The organism is Bradyrhizobium sp. CB1717, from assembly GCF_029714325.1.
Taxonomy (GTDB): Bacteria; Pseudomonadota; Alphaproteobacteria; order Rhizobiales; family Xanthobacteraceae; genus Bradyrhizobium.
The window spans coordinates 1,980,332-1,997,477 of the sequence record NZ_CP121666.1; the positions used below are offsets into that span (position 1 = coordinate 1,980,332).

13 protein-coding genes and 1 pseudogene are annotated in these 17,146 nt (G+C 65.0%); 10 read left to right on the forward strand and 4 right to left on the reverse strand.

From position 1 onward, the window contains the following. Nucleotides 1–29: 29 nt before the first annotated feature. Nucleotides 30–554 carry a MarR family winged helix-turn-helix transcriptional regulator gene (locus tag QA649_RS09455; RefSeq protein WP_283023937.1) on the reverse strand — a complete coding sequence of 175 codons (525 nt, stop codon included), beginning with the start codon at nt 552–554 and terminating at the stop codon, nt 30–32. Nucleotides 555–648: 94 nt separating this feature from the next. Between QA649_RS09455 and QA649_RS09460 the strand changes: the two genes are divergently transcribed. The 10 genes and pseudogenes from QA649_RS09460 (at nt 649) to QA649_RS09505 (ending at nt 14,097) form a co-directional block, all read left to right on the forward strand. Continuing rightward, nucleotides 649–1,596 carry an alpha/beta fold hydrolase gene (locus QA649_RS09460; protein WP_283023938.1) on the forward strand — a complete coding sequence of 316 codons (948 nt, stop codon included), beginning with the start codon at nt 649–651 and terminating at the stop codon, nt 1,594–1,596. 25 nt (nt 1,597–1,621) lie between these two features. Continuing rightward, on the forward strand, nt 1,622–2,830 hold the full coding sequence (locus QA649_RS09465) for an ABC transporter substrate-binding protein (protein WP_283023939.1): 1,209 nt from the start codon (nt 1,622–1,624) through the stop codon (nt 2,828–2,830). Between the two features lie 96 nt (nt 2,831–2,926). Beyond that, nucleotides 2,927–3,511, forward strand: coding sequence for a HutD family protein (locus QA649_RS09470; RefSeq protein ID WP_283023940.1), 585 nt, complete (start codon nt 2,927–2,929; stop codon nt 3,509–3,511). A 102-nt stretch (nt 3,512–3,613) separates the two neighbouring features. Beyond that, on the forward strand, nt 3,614–4,804 hold the full coding sequence (locus QA649_RS09475; RefSeq protein ID WP_283025996.1) for an adenylate/guanylate cyclase domain-containing protein: 1,191 nt from the start codon (nt 3,614–3,616) through the stop codon (nt 4,802–4,804). A 617-nt stretch (nt 4,805–5,421) separates the two neighbouring features. After that, on the forward strand, nt 5,422–5,646 hold the full coding sequence (locus QA649_RS09480; RefSeq protein ID WP_283023941.1) for a hypothetical protein: 225 nt from the start codon (nt 5,422–5,424) through the stop codon (nt 5,644–5,646). 1 nt (nt 5,647) lies between these two features. Next, nucleotides 5,648–5,860 (forward strand): hypothetical protein, encoded by a 213-nt coding sequence (locus tag QA649_RS09485; protein WP_260385767.1) that lies wholly within the window; start codon nt 5,648–5,650, stop codon nt 5,858–5,860. Between the two features lie 110 nt (nt 5,861–5,970). Next, entirely contained in the window at nt 5,971–6,768 is a 798-nt protein-coding gene (locus QA649_RS09490; RefSeq protein ID WP_283023942.1) for an adenylate/guanylate cyclase domain-containing protein, read from the forward strand. A gap of 657 nt (nt 6,769–7,425) precedes the next feature. Then, entirely contained in the window at nt 7,426–10,971 is a 3,546-nt protein-coding gene (locus QA649_RS09495) for a DUF5801 repeats-in-toxin domain-containing protein (RefSeq protein WP_283023943.1), read from the forward strand. A 69-nt stretch (nt 10,972–11,040) separates the two neighbouring features. Continuing rightward, nucleotides 11,041–12,792, forward strand: coding sequence for a type I secretion system permease/ATPase (locus QA649_RS09500; protein ID WP_283023944.1), 1,752 nt, complete (start codon nt 11,041–11,043; stop codon nt 12,790–12,792). Continuing rightward, nucleotides 12,789–14,097, forward strand: a pseudogene (locus QA649_RS09505) (HlyD family type I secretion periplasmic adaptor subunit). Before QA649_RS09500 ends, QA649_RS09505 begins: the two are co-directional and overlap by 4 nt. Nucleotides 14,098–14,151: 54 nt before the next feature. On the opposite strand, the gene QA649_RS09510 reads toward QA649_RS09505, so the two are convergent. From QA649_RS09510 to QA649_RS09520, 3 genes are read right to left on the reverse strand one after another with little or no spacing between them, the layout of a single operon-like run. Next, complete coding sequence (locus QA649_RS09510; RefSeq protein ID WP_283023945.1) at nt 14,152–15,162, reverse strand: SIS domain-containing protein; 1,011 nt, start codon at nt 15,160–15,162, stop codon at nt 14,152–14,154. Further along, complete coding sequence (locus tag QA649_RS09515) at nt 15,162–16,142, reverse strand: N-acetylmuramic acid 6-phosphate etherase (protein WP_283023946.1); 981 nt, start codon at nt 16,140–16,142, stop codon at nt 15,162–15,164. The genes QA649_RS09510 and QA649_RS09515 overlap by 1 nt, the downstream gene beginning before the upstream one ends. 19 nt (nt 16,143–16,161) lie before the next feature. Further along, nucleotides 16,162–17,085, reverse strand: coding sequence for a BadF/BadG/BcrA/BcrD ATPase family protein (locus QA649_RS09520; protein WP_283023947.1), 924 nt, complete (start codon nt 17,083–17,085; stop codon nt 16,162–16,164). Nucleotides 17,086–17,146: the final 61 nt, after the last annotated feature.

The window sequence follows — 17,146 nt, forward strand, 5'->3', positions numbered from 1 at the left end:
GGGCATCCGCCTGCTGCTTTGTTCTGGTCTCAGAGCTCGTCGAGCGCGGCCCATTGCGGCACGTGCGCGGCGAGCTTGTCGAGCAGGCGCTCGAATTCGTTGCGCTCGGCCCGCGTAAGGCACGCGAGCATGGCGCGCTCCCGCTCGCGCAGGACCGGGATGTATCGCGCGTAGAGCGCGCGGCCGGCCGCCGTCATGAACAATTGCTGACGGCGGCTGTCGGTCTTGTCGGCGGCGCGCCGTATCAGCTTCTTCTTCTCCAGTGCGATGATGCCGCGACTGATATTGGCCTTGAGATGGCCGGAGAATTCGCAGATCTCGCTAGCGGTCACGCCTTCGCGGAAGTTCAGGAAGATCAGGGTGACGATCTCCGGTCGCGTCAGACCTAGTTCCATCTCGATCCGCCGGAACGACGGCTCGCGGTAGAAGTTCAGCACGTAACCCATCCGATACGCGATCTGGAGCTCGGTCCCCCCGATCACCGTCGCGAGCGGCTCCCGCTCCGGTGGGAGGCCTTTGGTCGTGCCGTTCGGTGACTTTCGAGATGGTCTCATATGAGACTTTCTGATTGCTTTTCGATCCGGCATGATCTTAACATCGCCGCGCGACCCGCAAGAACGGCCGTCGTCGATAGTTGTGGAGGAACGGATGGAGGCGACGCCGGCCGGGCGGAGCGCTGGAGACCCATCGCGCGAGAGCGAGGTTCGGTGCTTCTATGCGGGAACGCCGGCGCATCCGGTCTATGTCGATCATGTGCCATCACCGCGCGCGGCCACGGGCAGGGCGCCCGTCGTCATGGTTCACGGCGGCGGTCACACCGGGACCTGCTATCTGGCGACGCCGGATGGGCGGCCGGGCTGGGCGGTGCGGTTCGCCGCGGCCGGCCGGGATGTGTTCGTGCCGGACTGGCCCGGCCACGGCCGTTCGCCGCAGCCGGCGGATTTTCCGCGGCTGGGCACCGCTGACGTCGCCACCTCGCTGCTGGCGCTGGTCGAGCAGATCGGCCCTGCCGTGCTGCTGGTGCATTCGGCGAGCGGGCCGATGGCATGGTGGATGGCGGAGCGGCGTCCCGATCTCGTCCGCGCCGTGATCGGCATCGCGCCGGGGCCGCCGGCCAATCTGCTGCGCGATCTGCCCGACGATCCCGCATCGATCCTCGCCTTGCGTGACGATGCCAGCGCCGGCCACCCGGTCTATTCGGATGAAACCATGCCGGTGCGGCTGACGGCGGACTTTGCCGCGGCCTATTGGGCCAATGCGCCGCGCTTTCCGCAGGGCGCGTTCGAAAACTACTGCCGCTCATTCGCGCCGGAGAGTGCACGCATCCTGAACGAGCGCTTCAACATCGCCGGCCGCGGGCTCAGGATCGGCGATCCCATGCGTCTGCGGTCCACGCCGATCATGATCGTGACCGGGGACCGCGATCCCCGCCATCCGCGCGAGGTTGATGCGGCGACGGCCGGCTATCTCGGCGCAGAATTCGTCTGGCTTCCGGATCGCGGCATCGAGGGCAACGGTCACATGATGATGATCGAGAACAACAGCGACGATCTGGCCGCCATGATCCTGGCCTGGCTCGACGCCGTCAAATGCTGAGATATCGCATCGAGGGGGACGACAGATGAATTGGATTGCGCGCGCTCTGCTGCTGTCTGCGTTTCCCGTTGCCGCACAGGCACAAGTCAGTGGCGACGTCGTCAAGCTCGGTGTGCTCACCGACATGGCCGGCGTCACCGCCGACATCACCGGCAAGGGCTCGCTGGTCGCCGCGGAAATGGCGGCCGATGAAATCGGCGGCCGGGTTCTGGGCAAGCCGATCCAGATCATTTCCGCCGATCACCAGCACAAGGCCGATGTCGGCTCCGCGATCGCCCGCCGCTGGTTCGACGTCGAGGACGTCGATGCGATCGTCGATGTGCCGAATTCGGGCGTTGCGCTTGCGGTCCAGGGCCTGGCCCGGGAAAAGAAGCGGATCGTCCTTTACTCGGGTCCCGGCACGACGGCGCTCACCAATGAGCAATGCTCGCCCTACGGCTTCCACTGGACTTACGACACCTACGCCGTCTCCCACGGCACCGCGTCTGCCGTGGTCAAGGCCGGCGGCAGCAGCTGGTTCATTCTGGCCTCGGACTATGCTTTCGGCCATCAGCTCCAGCAGGACGCGACCAGCGTGATCACCGCCTCGGGCGGCAAGGTGCTGGGTGCGGCCCGCCATCCGCTCAACACGCCGGACTTCTCCTCATTCCTGCTGAGCGCGCAATCCTCCGGCGCCAAGGTCATCGGCCTCGCCAATGCAGGCAACGACACTGTCAACGCGATGCGGCAGGCCGGCGAATTCGGCCTGACGCAAGGCGGCCAGAGTCTCGCCGCGCTGATCCTGTTCCTTCAGGACGTGCATTCCCTCGGTCTCAAGGACGCGCAGGGCACTTACCTGACCACGGCGTCCTACTGGGACATGAACGAGGCGACGCGCGCCTGGTCGAAGACGTTCTTCGCGAAAACCGGGATGATGCCGTCGATGCTGCATGCCGGCGTTTATGGCGCTGTGCGCCACTATCTCAAAGCCGTCGCCAGCGCCGGCACCGATGACGCCGACAAGGTCGCAGCCGCGATGAAAGCGCTCCCCGTCGGGGACGTCTTCTCGGAGGATGCGCGCATTCGCGAGGATGGCCGGATTACGCGCACCATGTATCTGGTCCGCGTCAAGAAGCCGTCGGACTCGAAATACCCCTGGGACTATTTCGAGATCGTGGGCAAGATTCCGCCTGAAGAGACGGTCTGGCCGCTCGCGGAGAGCAAATGTCCGCTGGTCAAGGCGTCCAGCCGCTGAATCGGGGACGGCCGTCGAATGGATTGGCAAAGCAAGCTCGCCACGCGCATGATGCGGGCGTGATATCTCCTCTGCGATCCCGGACGACCCCAACACATGAAAACCACGCTGCTGAAACCCGAACACTACACTCGCTCGCCCTGGAAGAACGGCGGCGGCATATTCACCGATATTGCAGGCGCCCATCGTGCAGACAGCCCGGTGAAGGACTGGAACAGCCTGCTCTGGCGCTTTGCCTCCACGCCGATCGTGGCGCCCGGTCCGTTCTCCCACATGCCCGGCATCGACCGCCTGCAGATGGTCGTCAAGGGGCGCGGGCTGGTGCTGAAGTCGCCGACGCAGGAATTCGACGAGCGTGAACCCTTTACGGCGGTGCGCTTCACCGGCGAGCTCGAGATCGTCACCGCGCTGGAAGCAGGTCCCGTCGAGGTCGTGAACCTAATGGCGCGGCGGGGAGTTGCGGAGATCGAGCTCGTGGCGCTGAGGGAACCGGACGAACGGCCATTGTCCGCCGGCACGCATCTGGTCTACGTCGCGCATGGCGACTGCCGCATCCGTCTCGGCGGGGAGAATTTTGCGATTTCGCACGAATGTACGCTGAAGGTCGAGCTGACCGAGGCGTCCAGTCTGGCGCTCGTTTCAGGCGTGGCGGTTTTGGCGTCGATCCAGCCCGTCGGCTAGGCTGCAACCGCCCCTGGCACAATCCGTGCAACTGGCTAGGTTGACGCCGCGGCGCCGGCGCACGATATCTGCTCGATGCAGACCGCCGCGAAGGGGCCGGATATGAATGCGCCACACCAAAATTCCCCCACGCTGTCCGACGGCGTCGTCCACTGGCTCACCAACGGCACGCGCGACGAGCGCTTCATCGACAATATCTTCGCGGAGATGTGCATCCGCCTCCAGCAGGCGGGCATTCCGCTCAAGCGGTCGACGATGCACGTCCGGATCCAGCATCCGCAATGGCTCGGCGCCGGTTTCATGTGGTCGGACGGCATGCGCGAGGCGAAGATAACGCGGGTCGACTTCGACGTGCTCGAGCGATCCGAGTTCATCGGCAGTCCTATCAACGAAATGATGGACGGCGCGACCGAGCTCCGCGAAAAGCTCGAAGGCGATCCGTCGCTCGGCCGCAAGCACGCGCTTTATGACGAGATGCGCGCGAAAGGCCTGACCGACTACGTTGCCTGGCCGCTCCATCACACGCTCGGCAAGCGCCACTTCGTCACCTTCGCGACCGACCGGCCCGGCGGTTTCGAGGATGCGCATATCGCGGCCCTGAAGAACGTGCTGCCGGTGCTGGCACTGGTCAGCGAGATCCGCATCAAGAACCGTCTGGCGCGAACGCTGCTGGAGACCTATGTCGGCGCCCATGCCGGCGAGCTGATCCTGGCCGGCGCCACCCGGCGCGGCACCGGCACCACGGTGCGCGCCGCGATCATGATCTGCGACCTGCGCGATTTCACGAAAATCTCCGACAACTGGCCGCGCGACGACGTCATCGATCTCCTCAACGATTATTTCGACGCGATGTCGGAGCCGATCGCGCGGCATGGCGGCGAGATCCTGAAATTTATCGGCGACGGCCTGCTCGCGATCTTTCCGCTGAGCCAGCCCGATGCCTGCGCCAACCTGCTGCATGCCGTGAGCGAAGCGAGGGCAGCCATGGCCGCGCTGAACGAGCGCAACAGGAGCAGTGCCCGCGCGCCACTGAACTACGGCATCGGCGTCCATGTCGGCGACGTCATGTACGGCAATATCAGATCGTCGAGCCGGCTCGACTTCACCGTGATCGGCCCCGCCGTCAACATGGCCTCGCGTCTCGAAGCGCTTACCAAGCAGCTCGGGCGCAACGTGCTGCTGTCGCGCGACTTCGCCGAGTTCGTACAGCCGAAATTTGAGCTGGAACGCGTCGGCAAATACGAGGTGCGTGGCTTCAGCGATCCGATCGAGCTGTTTGCGTTTCCTAGCTGACGCGCGCGAGACCGGCGGTCGCGTCACCCGCTTCCATGTCGTCTTCCGGTCAGGGCCGGCTTGAATGCCTGCGCCTAGCGCCGTCGCGCCCGCGACCGCGCCTGCCTTCTCGTGACGTTTCCGAGATCGAACGAAAATCCGGACCTTGCGGCCAAGCGTGTTCTGGCCAGGCCTGTCGGCTGCGCAAACGCAGGGTTTGCCGGCTCACCCTTCATCCGCGGAGCCGCGCGTCGTGCGGACGGGCAATTGAGGGCACCTTGTTGAAAGAGATTGCCGCGCGGGACTCGTAAGGTGAGTTCGTTGGCGGTGAATGCCGCCCGCTTCATCGGGAACCGAGACAACTCCCGGTGCAACAGAAGAGGTGATTGGCGGCATCTGGCGTGACAACAAGAGGAGGCTTCAATGCCAACCTGCTCCGAGAATCTTCATGGTCGAACCGGGCGATGTGCGGTCTGCGACGGCAGATTCGGTCTCGTTCGGTACTACGCGTGGCGCAGGCCTCTTTGCTCGAAGAAGTGCGTCGAACGTTTCGCGACGCGCCGCCAGGACGACCGCGACTGGGTGGGCCGCTTTCCCGTCGCCTTCGATACGCTTGCAGAGAACCGCGTGAGGACCCCATGACGCTCCAGATGTCACGACGAGGCAAGGCCTACATGGAAACGGCGCAGAGCCTGCTCCGCGCGGCCCGAAGCATGACCGACGATGCGGTTGCGACGCGGCTGAAGATTCTGGCCGACGACTATCAGCGGCGCGCCGAAAAGGCCTCGAGCGCCGATGCAGACAGGTCGGTGGCGCGCTCGTCCGCCGGAGCCGGCTACGACTGGTCGAGGGAGCTTGCGTGAGATGATCCGGATCATTGCCGTGCTCTGTCGTCTTGCCTCTCCGACGGACTGTCATGAACAGATCGTCACGACGTCGGACTTCGCCGATGTGACGATGCAGTCCTGCCTGATGGGCGCGCCGCAGCTCGCCGAATGGATGGCGCAGCATCCGGCCGAACGTCTGGCTGGGTGGCGCTGCACGATCGGCAAGCAGGGCAACGGCAGGGGAGCTTAGGATGCGGAGAACCGAGTAGCGGGCCGGGAAGCACCGTTGCCAACGCAGGAATGTCCGACTACCTTTTGGCCCGGGTCCGCCCAGACTGTCCTGCGATCAGCCACCCGTTCATGCCCAAATTCCTTCGCATCGGTGTCCATCAGTCGAACGTCTCCGGGTACACGTCGAAAGCGTGGTGCATCAGGCGTGCCGGCTCGACGATCTTCCTGAAGTGGGGCGCCGTGGAGGTGCATGGCGCGGGTGCCGTGCGCACGGTCTACTGGACGCGCGTGCCGCAGGAGAAGACGATCCGCTGCCGCACGGCGCAGCGTGCCCAGGACTATGTCAGGGCCGCGATCGCGCGGCGACGCAACCACCGCTATGAGCCGCTGACCGGGGCCATCGCGAACCGGCGCCCGTCGGCTGCACGCAGCGCCGAGCTCAAGCAGGCGCTCGCCACCATCCTGATCGTCGACATCGTCGGCTCCACAGCAAAGGCCGCCAAGCTCGGCGACGCGCGCTGGACCAAGGTTGTGGGCCTCTATTACGCCGCCGTCCGCAAGGAGCTGAAGAGTTCGCGCGGCAAGGAGGTCGTGACCACCGGCGACGGCGTGCTGGCGACCTTCAAGGCGCCCGCCGCCGGCATCATTTGCGCGACCGCAATCCAGAAGGCCGTGCGCACGCTGGGCCTCGAGATCAGGGTGGGCCTGCACGCCGGAGAGTACACGATCAGCGGCGGCGAGATGGTCGGCCTCGCCTTCCATATCGGCACCCGCATCGCCGCCAAGGCGCGCGCAGGCGAGGTCCTGGTCTCGAGCGCGGTGAAGGAGCTCTTGAAAGCGCAGTCCGCGATCAGCCTCAGGGATCACGGCGTGCACAGGCTCAAGGGCGTGCCGGAGCGCTGGCGGCTGTATCGGGTGGAGGGATGAGGGACGTGCGGGAGGGGCCGCCGGATACCTCCGTTTGACGGACATTCTCAAGCAGCGGCTGCGGCTGCGCCGGCACTTGCTCCCGTTGGCTGCATCAGTGTTCTCTGCAGGCGTGTACGGCAACATCGCCGTCGTCCTGTCAGAACAGTCGGTGCGGCGGGGTGTCTTACCCCGAAATCGGTAATGCCTTTTCGCCCATTTACCGGGAACCTTCTTGGCGTCTAACTGGGGAACTTCGATGCGTAGGCCTGCCTCGAATGTCTTCCGCGAGCGCTACGCGTCAACGATTGCAGATTTTACATTTGGTCACGCGGGCAGGCCGCTTCGTATGCGTTGATGTTGCAATTTCAGCTACGGCGTCTCGTTTGCCTCTCCACTTGCCTTCGAAGCGGTTTGCAGCAGATCGAGGGAGCATAGCATGCAAAAGTGTTTGATCATTTTCTTGCCGGTGTTCGTTTTCCGCACTGATCCTTCAAGCAGGGTAGGAAGGGCGGGCGCGAAGTAGGCGCGTAGCTTCGCTACGCCCCATTTCCTTTGGCCTATCGTTCGCAACGAGCCGACGGCTCCTCGTGGCAAACACGGTGGATCGCCGAAGAGCCCGCGCGTGAAATTTCTGGAGTGCATACCTCACCGTAGTCATTTTGGAGGATGGATATCATGGCACTTACAGTCACCGTCACCGGCACGACCGTTACCCTCGACGAAACCGCCGGCCTGCAGAATGACGATACCAACACGGCCCTCCCGACCGCGTTTTCAAGTCGGCTGACGGCACTGGGCGCTCCGGCCACAGAGATCAACCACGGGGTCAGCACCGGCAACGTCATCACCATCAGCGGCGTCACGGGGTCGGTCGGCAATATCTCCTTCACGGACGGGAGCGGCGGTGCGCTGGACGGCGACACGAGCGGCCTCTTCACCAATGACGGCGAAGAGGTATTTCTGTACACGGATACCCAGAACGACAACATCGTGCTCGGAAAGACTGCGGCCGGCGCCATCGTCTTCGCGGTCTATCTCGAGGAGACCGGGAGCCCGGTGAGCGGCGGCAAGTTCTGGAGCGTCCAGTACGAGGCGCTGGAGCATCCGGATGGCACCAACCCCGATGACTCCCTTGACCTGGGCACCCACCTCAAGGTCGCGGCCAGCGAGGTTATCAATTTCAGCTTCGCCGGAGCGCCGTCCGGCAGCAACCTCTTCATGACCTTCGGCGATCCGAACTCGACCCAGATCGTGGTGATCGGCAAGGACCCGCTCAATCAATCCCAGGGCGGAAACATCTCGAGCAAGGACGTGCTCAATATCAGCCAGGCCGGCAGCACCACCTCGTTCGGCGTCAACGGCAACCAGATCAACCCCGGTGAAGGTGCGTACATCACCTTCGTGACGGGCGCGAACACGAACTTCCTCGTGCCCAACCTGGACCAGAACGAGGCCGACGTCGAAGCCAACATCGACTTCCAGAACGTCTTCAATGCGAGCACTGCGTCCTTCACCGTCAACCAGACGAACCCGGGCATCGGGCCCGTCACAGTCAAGATCTCGGCCTTCGACACCGCCAAGGAAACCGGCGTGAATTTCGTCGACGGACTCACCAACGACGCGCACGTCAATATCACCTCGTTCTCGCTCACCGACGTCGTGGTCAAGTCCGGCAAGACGTCATTTACTCCGGCCGCCTCGATCGACGCCAACGGTGACCTGATCATCACCGGCCTGAGCAGCGGCGACAAGGTGCAGTGGACCACGAGCGGAACGCACAACCGCGTCCTGATCGAGAACATCAGCGCCACCGACGGCATTTCCGGCAACGACAACAACACCTTCGATATCGGCGGCTTCAGCTTGAGCAGCGCCAACGCCACGAGCGCCGTGGTCGGCACGTCCGTGCATTTCGAGGATGACGGGCCGGCGGCAGGGATCGTGCAAGGCGCGCCGACGGTGGCGCATGACGAGACCGCGGGTATCCAGGCAGATGCCGATGACACCACCGCGGCAGGCGTGGTCGCGCTGTTTGCGGGCGTCAGCAATGTCAGCACCGACCTCAGCCCGACCGGATATGCGCAGGACCCGAACGCTGTCGTGAGCTCGACCGGAAGCTCGCTTGGCGCGGACCAGGAGGGCGGAACGATTGCGTTCTCGCTGGATGTCTCTGCCACCGGGGTGGATTCCGGCCTCGATACCACCAACGGCACCAGCATCTTCCTGTTCAAGGAAGGCAGCCTTGTGGTCGGCCGCATCGGCGGCGCCGCCGGGGCGGCGGCCTTCGCGGTGGCGATCAACAGCTCGAGCGGCGTCGTCAGCGTGGCGCAGTACGCTTCGCTGAAGCACCCGACCACCACCAATCCCGACGATTCGGTGTCGATCACCGACAGTGCGCTGCTGGCGGTGGTGACGGTCACAGACGGCGACGGCGATACGGCGACGAGCTCGACCGGCATCGGCGATGCCGTGCAGTTCCAGGACGACGGCCCGACGGCGGGGATCGCGCAGGGCGCACCGACGGTGGCGCATGACGAGACCGCGGGTATCCAGGCAGATGCCGATGACACCACCGCGGCAGGCGTGATCGCGCTGTTTGCTGGCGTCAGCAATGTCAGTACCGACCTCAGCCCGACCGGTTATGCGCAGGACCCAAACGCTGTCGTGAGCTCGACCGGAAGCTCGCTTGGCGCGGACCAGGAGGGCGGAACGATTGCGTTCTCGCTGGATGTCTCTGCCACCGGGGTGGATTCCGGCCTCGACACCACCAACGGCACCAGCATCTTCCTGTTCAAGGAAGGCAGCCTTGTGGTCGGCCGCATCGGCGGCGCCGCCGGGGCGGCGGCCTTCGCGGTGGCGATCAACAGCTCGAGCGGCGTCGTCAGCGTGGCGCAGTACGCTTCGCTGAAGCACCCGACCACCACCAATCCCGACGATTCGGTGTCGATCACCGACAGTGCGCTGCTGGCGGTGGTGACGGTCACAGACGGCGACGGCGATACGGCGACGAGCTCGACCGGCATCGGCGATGCCGTGCAGTTCCAGGACGACGGGCCGACCATCGGGCCCATCGCCGATGGGCAGGTGGACTTCTCTGCTCTCTCTACCGTAACCAAGACGCTCAACGGAGTGGTCGGAGCGGATGATCCGGCGACCTACAGCATCACGAGCTCGCCGGCGAGCCTGACGATCCTCGATGGCACGGTCTCGCAGATGACGCTGCTCCGGGATCTCTCGAACAGCGACACTGTCGCTACCTATTACAAGGACGTTGATAACAGCGGCACTCACACTGCAAACGACATCGACTTCTTCAAGCTGACCTTGTCCGGCGGCAACTACACCTTCGACGTCCTGCAGAATCCCCCGCCCGCGGAGATCAGCTTCAGCTTTGCCGGCGCGCCCTCCGGCAGCAATCTGTTCATGACCTTCGGCGATCCGAACTCCACCCAGATCGTGGTGGTTGGGGAAAATCCGCTGAACCAGTCCCAGGGCGGAAACATCACGACCAAGGACGTGCTCAATATCAGTCAGGCCGGCAGCACCACCTCGTTCGGTGTCAACGGCAACCAGCTCAATGACAACGCCAACTACCCCACTGAAGGCGCGTACATCACCTACGTGACGGGTACGAATACGAATTTCCTCGTGCCCAATCTGGACCAGAACGAGGCGGACGTCGAAGCCAACATCGACTTCCAGAACGTCTTCAATGCGACCGGCGCGTCCTTCACCGTCAACCAGACCAACCCGGGCATTGGTCCCGTCACCGTCAAGATCACGGCCTTCAACACCGCCAAGGAAGCGGGGGTGAATTTCATCGACGGGCTCACCAACGACCAGCACGTCAACATCACGTCGGCATCGGTCACCGACTTCGTCGTCAAGACGGGCAACACGTCATTTACTCCCGTTGCCACGATCGACCAGGACGGCAACTTGATCATCACCGGGCTGAGCACCGGCGACAAGGTGTCGTGGTCGACGGGTGCAACGACCCACGACCGGGTCCTGATCGAAAACATCAGCGTCAATGACGGCATTGCCGGCAACGATAACAACACGTTCGATATCGGCGGGTTCAGCCTGATCCAGTCGCAGCCGGCGCCCGACGAAAAGCTCGACTTCACCGTTCAGATCGCTGATGCCGACGGGGATACGGCGTCCAGCAGCTTCTCCGTCAAGATCGACGGAAACCACGACGGCGTCATCAACGTCTGAACCGCAAGCCGCCGGCTGCGCGCAGCTTTGGCGCGCAGCCGGCACCTCACATCGGGCGGGTCATGCTGCATGAAATTTCAAGAACCTGACTTCAATCAGTCACCACACGCGCGTCTCCGGTCCTCGCCGCTTCAGGCCTGTCGCGGCGTGTTGGTCGGGCTCGGCCTGATCACCGCCATGCTGAACGTGCTGTACCTGACCGGCTCGTTCTTCATGCTCGAAGTCTACGACCGCGTGGTGCCTAGCCGCAGCGTGCCGACGCTGATCGGCCTCGCCGCACTGGTCGGCGCGCTCTATTCGTTCCAGGCGTTCCTCGACATTCTGCGCGGGCGCATCCTCGTCCGCATCGGCGAATGGCTCGACCGTGCATTCTCGGCGCGCGCCTACGACATCGTCGCGCGCTGGCCGTTGCGGGCACGCGCGAGCGGCGATGGGCTGCAGCCGGTGCGCGATCTCGACCAGGTGCGCAGCTATCTCTCCGGGCTCGGCCCGACCGCGCTGTTCGATCTGCCATGGATCCCGTTCTACCTCGCGATCTGCTTTCTGTTTCATCCGCTGATCGGACTCACGGCGTCGATCGGATCGCTGTTGCTCGTGTCCCTGACCCTCCTGACCAACCGGCTGACGCGCGAACGCACCAAGGAGGTCACCGGCCAGATCGCGCAGCGCAATGCGCTCGCCGAGGCCAGCCGCCGGAATGCAGAGGCATTGCAGGCCATGGGAATGCGCGGGCGCCTTGCCGCGCGCTGGGCGGAGGCCAATGACAGCTACATGGCTATCCAGCGTAGCGCCGCCGATATCACCGGCGGCTTCGGCGCCGTTTCCAAGGTGCTGCGCATGGTGCTGCAATCGGCTGTGCTTGGCGTCGGCGGCTATCTCGTCATCATCCAGGAGGCGACCGCCGGAATCATCATCGCCGGCTCGATCCTCGCCTCGCGCGCGCTCGCTCCGGTCGAGCTCGCCATCGCCCACTGGAAGAGCCTGATCGCGGCCCGACAGGGCTGGAAACGTCTGCAGCAGCACTGGGCGCAGCTTCCGGCCGAGGACGAGAAGACGCCGTTGCCTCCACCATGCAAAGCGCTCGCCGTCGAGGCCGTGTCCGTGGTGCCGCCGAGCGAACAGACCGTCGTTGTCCAGGAAGCGTCCTTCGCGTTGACCCCGGGACAGGGGCTTGGCATCGTCGGTCCGAGCGCATCGGGCAAGTCGTCGCTGGTGCGCGCCATCGTCGGCGTGTGGGTGTCGGCGCGCGGCAAGGTGCGGCTGGACGGCGCCGCGCTCGACCAATGGAGCTCCGAGGCGCTCGGCCGCCACATCGGCTATCTGCCGCAGGACGTCGAGCTGTTCGCCGGCACGGTGGCGCAGAACATCAACCGCTTCGAGCCGGCCCCCGACGCGGAGGCGATGATCGCGGCCGCGCGGGCGGCCGGCGTGCACGAGATGGTGCTGCGATTGCCAAAGGGCTACGACACCCCGATCGGCGAAGGTGGCGCGGCGCTCTCTGCCGGGCAGCGGCAGCGCATCGCGCTTGCCCGCGCGCTCTACCGCGACCCCTTCCTGGTGGTGCTCGACGAGCCCAACTCCAATCTCGACGCCGAGGGCGACCAGGCCCTGACGCAAGCCATTCTCGGCGTGCGCGCGCGCGGCGGCATTGTCATCGTCGTCGCGCATCGCACCAGCGCGCTCGCCGGCGTGGACCAATTGATCGTGATGGCCGAGGGGCGCATGCAGGCGTTCGGACCGAAGGACGCGCTGCTGGCCAAGATGATGCAGCCGCGGCCAGCAGTGCCGCTCAAGGTCGTGACCGAGGGAGCTGGTCCATGAACCGCGAGCCGATGAACGTGGTTCCGCTCTCGATCCGCCAGCACCTGCGCGCCGGCCTTGCGGGAGTCGTCATTCTTGCCGGCGGCGTCGGCGGCTGGGCGGCGACCACGGAACTGGCCGGCGCCGTCGTCGGCTCCGGCACGCTGGTGGTCGACAGCTACACCAAGAAAGTGCAGCACCCGACCGGCGGCGTGGTCGGCGAACTCAACGTGCGTGATGGCGCCCAGGTGAAGGCCGGCGACGTGATCGTGCGCCTCGACGAGACGGTGACGCGAGCCAATCTCCTGATCGTCGTAAAGAGCCTCGACGAACAGACGGCGCGCCGGGCGCGGCTCGAGGCGGAGCGCGACGGCCAGGAGTGGCTCGGCTTTCCCACGGAGCTCGTCGCACGTGCCGCTGACCCGGACGTCGCCCGCTTGATCGTCGGCGAGCGTAAACTGTTCGAGCTGCGCCGCACCGCCCGCGCCGGCAAGAAGGCGCAGCTCGATGAGCGCATCGGCCAGCTTCGAGAGCAGATCCGCGGGCTCGACGAGCAGATCCAGGCGAAAGACCGCGAAACCATCTTCATCGACCAGGAGCTTCAGGGCGTGCGCGACCTGTGGCGAAAGAATCTGGTCCAGATCACGCGCCTGACCACGCTCGAGCGCGACGCGGTGCGCCTGCATGGCGAACGCGGCGCGCTGGTCGCCGCCATCGCCGAAGCCAAGGGCCGGATCACCGAGACCACGCTGCAAATCATGCAGATCGATCAGGATCTGCGTAGCGAGGTCGGAAAGGATCTCGCCGAGATCCGCGCCAAAACCTCGGAGCTGGTTGAGAAACGCGTGGCAGCCGAGGATCAGCTCAAGCGCATCGATATTCGGGCGCCGCAGGACGGCACCGTGCATCAAGGCGCTGCACACCGTCGGCGGCGTCATCAGCGCCGGCGAGCAGATCATGCTCATCGTCCCCGCCCATGATGCGCTCGTCGTCGAGGTGCGGATTCCCCCGCATGAGATCGATCGTCTGTCGGTCGGCCAGCCGGTGCTGCTGCGCTTTACGACCTTCAATCAGCGCACCACGCCTCAACTCAACGGCGAGGTGAGCAACGTCTCTGCCGACGTCGCAGTCGACCAGAAGAGCACGGCGAGCTTCTACGTCGCCCGCATCGCCGTTCCCGAGGCGGAGCTCGCGCGCCTGGGCGAGCTGAAGCTGATCGCCGGCATGCCGGTCGAAGCCTTCATCCAGACCGGTCAGCGCACGGTGATGTCGTACCTCGTCAAGCCGCTCTCCGATCAGTTGATGCGCGCTTGGCGCGAACGCTAGCGCGGGACCGGACAACCTCGGCTTCGGGCCAATAGGCCCGCGATCGGTCAGCTGTCAAAACGTCTCGGTAATCTTGCTCAGGCGAGGCGGACGATCCGGGTCAAATCCGCGGGCACATGCCGCCTGCTCGATCATCCGGTAGGCCGGAACGAGCATGGTGATCGCGTCGGTGGCAGGGTCGTCCTCGGCCAGCCAGGGCAGCGAGCCGTGCGGTCCGCCGCAGAGATGCAGCGCGACCTTTTGCTCACGCAATTCCTCTGCAAGTGCGTCCACACTGGCCGCAGTTTCATCCATGAGGCGCATCATGAGAACGGGCGTGCGCGGCGACAGCGCGGCACGTGGCCCATGCTGCAACTCGGCGGCGCTCAAGCCGATGGAGGGCAGGCGCAGGATTTCCGAAAGCTTGAGCGCGATCTCCCGCGCCGAGCCCAGCGCCAGGCCTCGAGCTGCCACAAACACCGCTGACGCCTTGACGAGATCATCGGCAATCCCGGACCAGTCGAGCGCCAGCGCATGGCGCAGGCGCTCGGGCAGCCGGTCGAGGGCTGACCGCAGCGCACGATCTTGCGCCAGCTCGGCAACCAGTCCGGCACTGGCGGCCATCGAGCCGATGACGGTCTTTGTCGCTGCAACTGAATGCTCCTGGCCGGCTTCGATCGGAACGACGAACTCTGCTTCGTCAGCCACCGGCGACGAGGTCGTATTGACGATGGCAATGGTGCGGGCGCCCGAAGCGCGCGCCGACCTTGTCGCTGCGACGAGATCCGGGCTGCGCCCGGATTGCGAGATCACGATGAACAGCGCATCGCGCAGCATCAGGGGTGTGCGAAATGCCGTGATCACCGAGGGAGCACTTGCTGAAACGGGAAGGCGAAGCCGCGTCTCGACAAGGTATCTCAGGAAAACTCCGGCATGCCCGGAGCTTCCCCGACCACACACGACGCACAGGGGGGCCGAGCCTATCTCAATTCGCTGCGCGATGTCGCGCGTGGCGGGACGGCCGCGAACGATTTTCGCGACAGTATCGGTGCTTTCCAGGATTTCACTCGCCATCGCGGATGTCATCACGACTTAACCGCTCCGCCCTGCTTGCGTGCCGCCGGTGCCTTGGGATGCCGGTCAGGATGCGAGTCCCGATCCGAGTTCCGATCGGAGTCTCGATCCCTGGCGAGCTCGGCAAACACGCGCCGGAGATTGCCGTCGCCGTCCTTCAGAATGGTCTCGGCATCAGCCCTGTCGACGCCCAGCGCCAGAAGGACTGCCGTCTTGACGTCTCCTTCGGCCTGCTCGAGCGAGCGTGCCGCGTGCGACGGATCGCAGTCGGCGATTTGCGCCACCATGGCCTCGGCGCGCCGCTTCAGCTTGGCATTGGTCGGCTGCATGTTCACCATCATGCCGCGATACACCCGGCCGAGACGCAGCATGATCCCAGAGGAGATCAGGTTGAGCACGACCTTCTGCGCAGTGCCGGCCTTCATCCGCGTGGAGCCGGCGATCAGCTCGCGGCCAGTCTCGATCAGGATAGGAAACTTGGCCGATGCCAGCAGTGCGGTGCCGGGATTGTTGGCGACACCCACCGTCACCGCACCGCAGGAGCCTGCCTGCTGCAGCGCCGCGACCGTGAACGGCGTTGTCCCGCTGGCGGCGACCGCAATCACCACATCATGAGCTGTGAGCCGCACGGCATTGATCTGCGCGATCGCATCATCAATGTCATCCTCCGCGCCCTCGATGCTTGTGACGAAGGCACTGTCTCCGCCGGCGACGACGAAGCGGACGCGCTCTTTGGGCCAGGCGAAGGTCGGCGTCAGCTCGGCGCCGTCCTGGACCGCCACGCGCCCCGAGGTGCCGGCGCCGACATATACAAGGCGACCGTGATCGCCGAGCGCCGCTTTGGCCGCTTCGGTCGCCGCGGTGATCGCGGGGAGGGCATGGCCGATCGCAGCGACTGCCGCAAGCTGGCCCTCCCACATCGCCTCCATCGCCGTGGCCAGCGACCATGCATCAAGATCGGCAAAGCGGGGATCGACTTCTTCGGTGGCCATATTGTTGATCCATGCGCCATCAAACGCGGAATTTTGAAGCCGGCTCATGCTCGGTTTCCATTCTGGGTAGTGCAAGCCGCCCTCGCGCCACCAGTAACGCGCCGGCCGCCGCATCGCCGTCAGGACGCTTCAGGCGGGCGCGCAGGTCGGGCGTCAGCCAGGGCGTAGTGGCTTCTGCGAGCCCACCCACCAGCGAGAGCCGGTCGATTCCTCTCGCCAGGAATAGATCGAGCAGATCGCCAATGGCATCGGCCGCGCGTTCGACAATGCGACGGCCGATTGGATCACCCTGATTGGCGTGCCGCATCACGATCGGTGCGAATGCGGCGTAGTCTGCGGCTCTGGCTTCTTCGGACCAGGCCACCGCCTGATAGGGATCATCATCGAATGCGCCCAGCACCTCTGAAAGCAATGGCGTCAACTCGCCGCGGCGATCCGCGGCGCGCAGCGCCAATCGGACAACCTGCAGGCCGATGTCGGCGCCGCTGCCTTCGTCCGACACGGGAAAACCGTAACCGGCGAGACGGACCTCGCGGCCGTCGACGAGGCCGACACCGACCGAGCCTGTGCCGGCCACGACGATGGCTCCGTCCGCGCCGCTATGGGCGCCAAGACAGGCCGCGAGGCCGTCGCTGATGAAGTTGACGGACGCAAAGGGATGCGCGATCTCGCCGAGCGCTGCTTTCGCGCCCCGGCGACCAATACCGGCAAGGCCAATTCCGGCGTGCATTTGGGCGAAATCCTCACGGCTCAGTCCGGCCCGTGTGGCCGCTGCTTCGGTGGCCTCCATGATGGACCGCCAGGCCTTGTCGACGCCGATCCGCGTTGTGGCCGGCCCCGAGCTCGCCTCTCCGAGCGCCTTGCCATTTTCGTCCTCGATCCGGGCGCGGCAGCGGGTTCCGCCGCCATCAATGCCGAGATACGTGGTACCTTTTGTTCCCATGGAAAGTTAACGCGAAGGTTTCGCTTGGGGTCCTGACAAGGTCCCCGTGGCGTACATATGA

What these genes read in the sequence shown, in the direction of transcription:
- QA649_RS09455 (WP_283023937.1), bottom strand. Translation starts at nt 554, where the DNA reads ATGAGACCATCTCGAAAGTCACCGAACGGCACGACCAAAGGCCTCCCA.
- QA649_RS09460 (WP_283023938.1), top strand. Translation starts at nt 649, where the DNA reads ATGGAGGCGACGCCGGCCGGGCGGAGCGCTGGAGACCCATCGCGCGAG.
- QA649_RS09465 (WP_283023939.1), top strand. Translation starts at nt 1,622, where the DNA reads ATGAATTGGATTGCGCGCGCTCTGCTGCTGTCTGCGTTTCCCGTTGCC.
- QA649_RS09470 (WP_283023940.1), top strand. Translation starts at nt 2,927, where the DNA reads ATGAAAACCACGCTGCTGAAACCCGAACACTACACTCGCTCGCCCTGG.
- QA649_RS09475 (WP_283025996.1), top strand. Translation starts at nt 3,614, where the DNA reads ATGAATGCGCCACACCAAAATTCCCCCACGCTGTCCGACGGCGTCGTC.
- QA649_RS09480 (WP_283023941.1), top strand. Translation starts at nt 5,422, where the DNA reads ATGACGCTCCAGATGTCACGACGAGGCAAGGCCTACATGGAAACGGCG.
- QA649_RS09485 (WP_260385767.1), top strand. Translation starts at nt 5,648, where the DNA reads ATGATCCGGATCATTGCCGTGCTCTGTCGTCTTGCCTCTCCGACGGAC.
- QA649_RS09490 (WP_283023942.1), top strand. Translation starts at nt 5,971, where the DNA reads ATGCCCAAATTCCTTCGCATCGGTGTCCATCAGTCGAACGTCTCCGGG.
- QA649_RS09495 (WP_283023943.1), top strand. Translation starts at nt 7,426, where the DNA reads ATGGCACTTACAGTCACCGTCACCGGCACGACCGTTACCCTCGACGAA.
- QA649_RS09500 (WP_283023944.1), top strand. Translation starts at nt 11,041, where the DNA reads ATGAAATTTCAAGAACCTGACTTCAATCAGTCACCACACGCGCGTCTC.
- QA649_RS09510 (WP_283023945.1), bottom strand. Translation starts at nt 15,162, where the DNA reads ATGACATCCGCGATGGCGAGTGAAATCCTGGAAAGCACCGATACTGTC.
- QA649_RS09515 (WP_283023946.1), bottom strand. Translation starts at nt 16,142, where the DNA reads ATGGCCACCGAAGAAGTCGATCCCCGCTTTGCCGATCTTGATGCATGG.
- QA649_RS09520 (WP_283023947.1), bottom strand. Translation starts at nt 17,085, where the DNA reads ATGGGAACAAAAGGTACCACGTATCTCGGCATTGATGGCGGCGGAACC.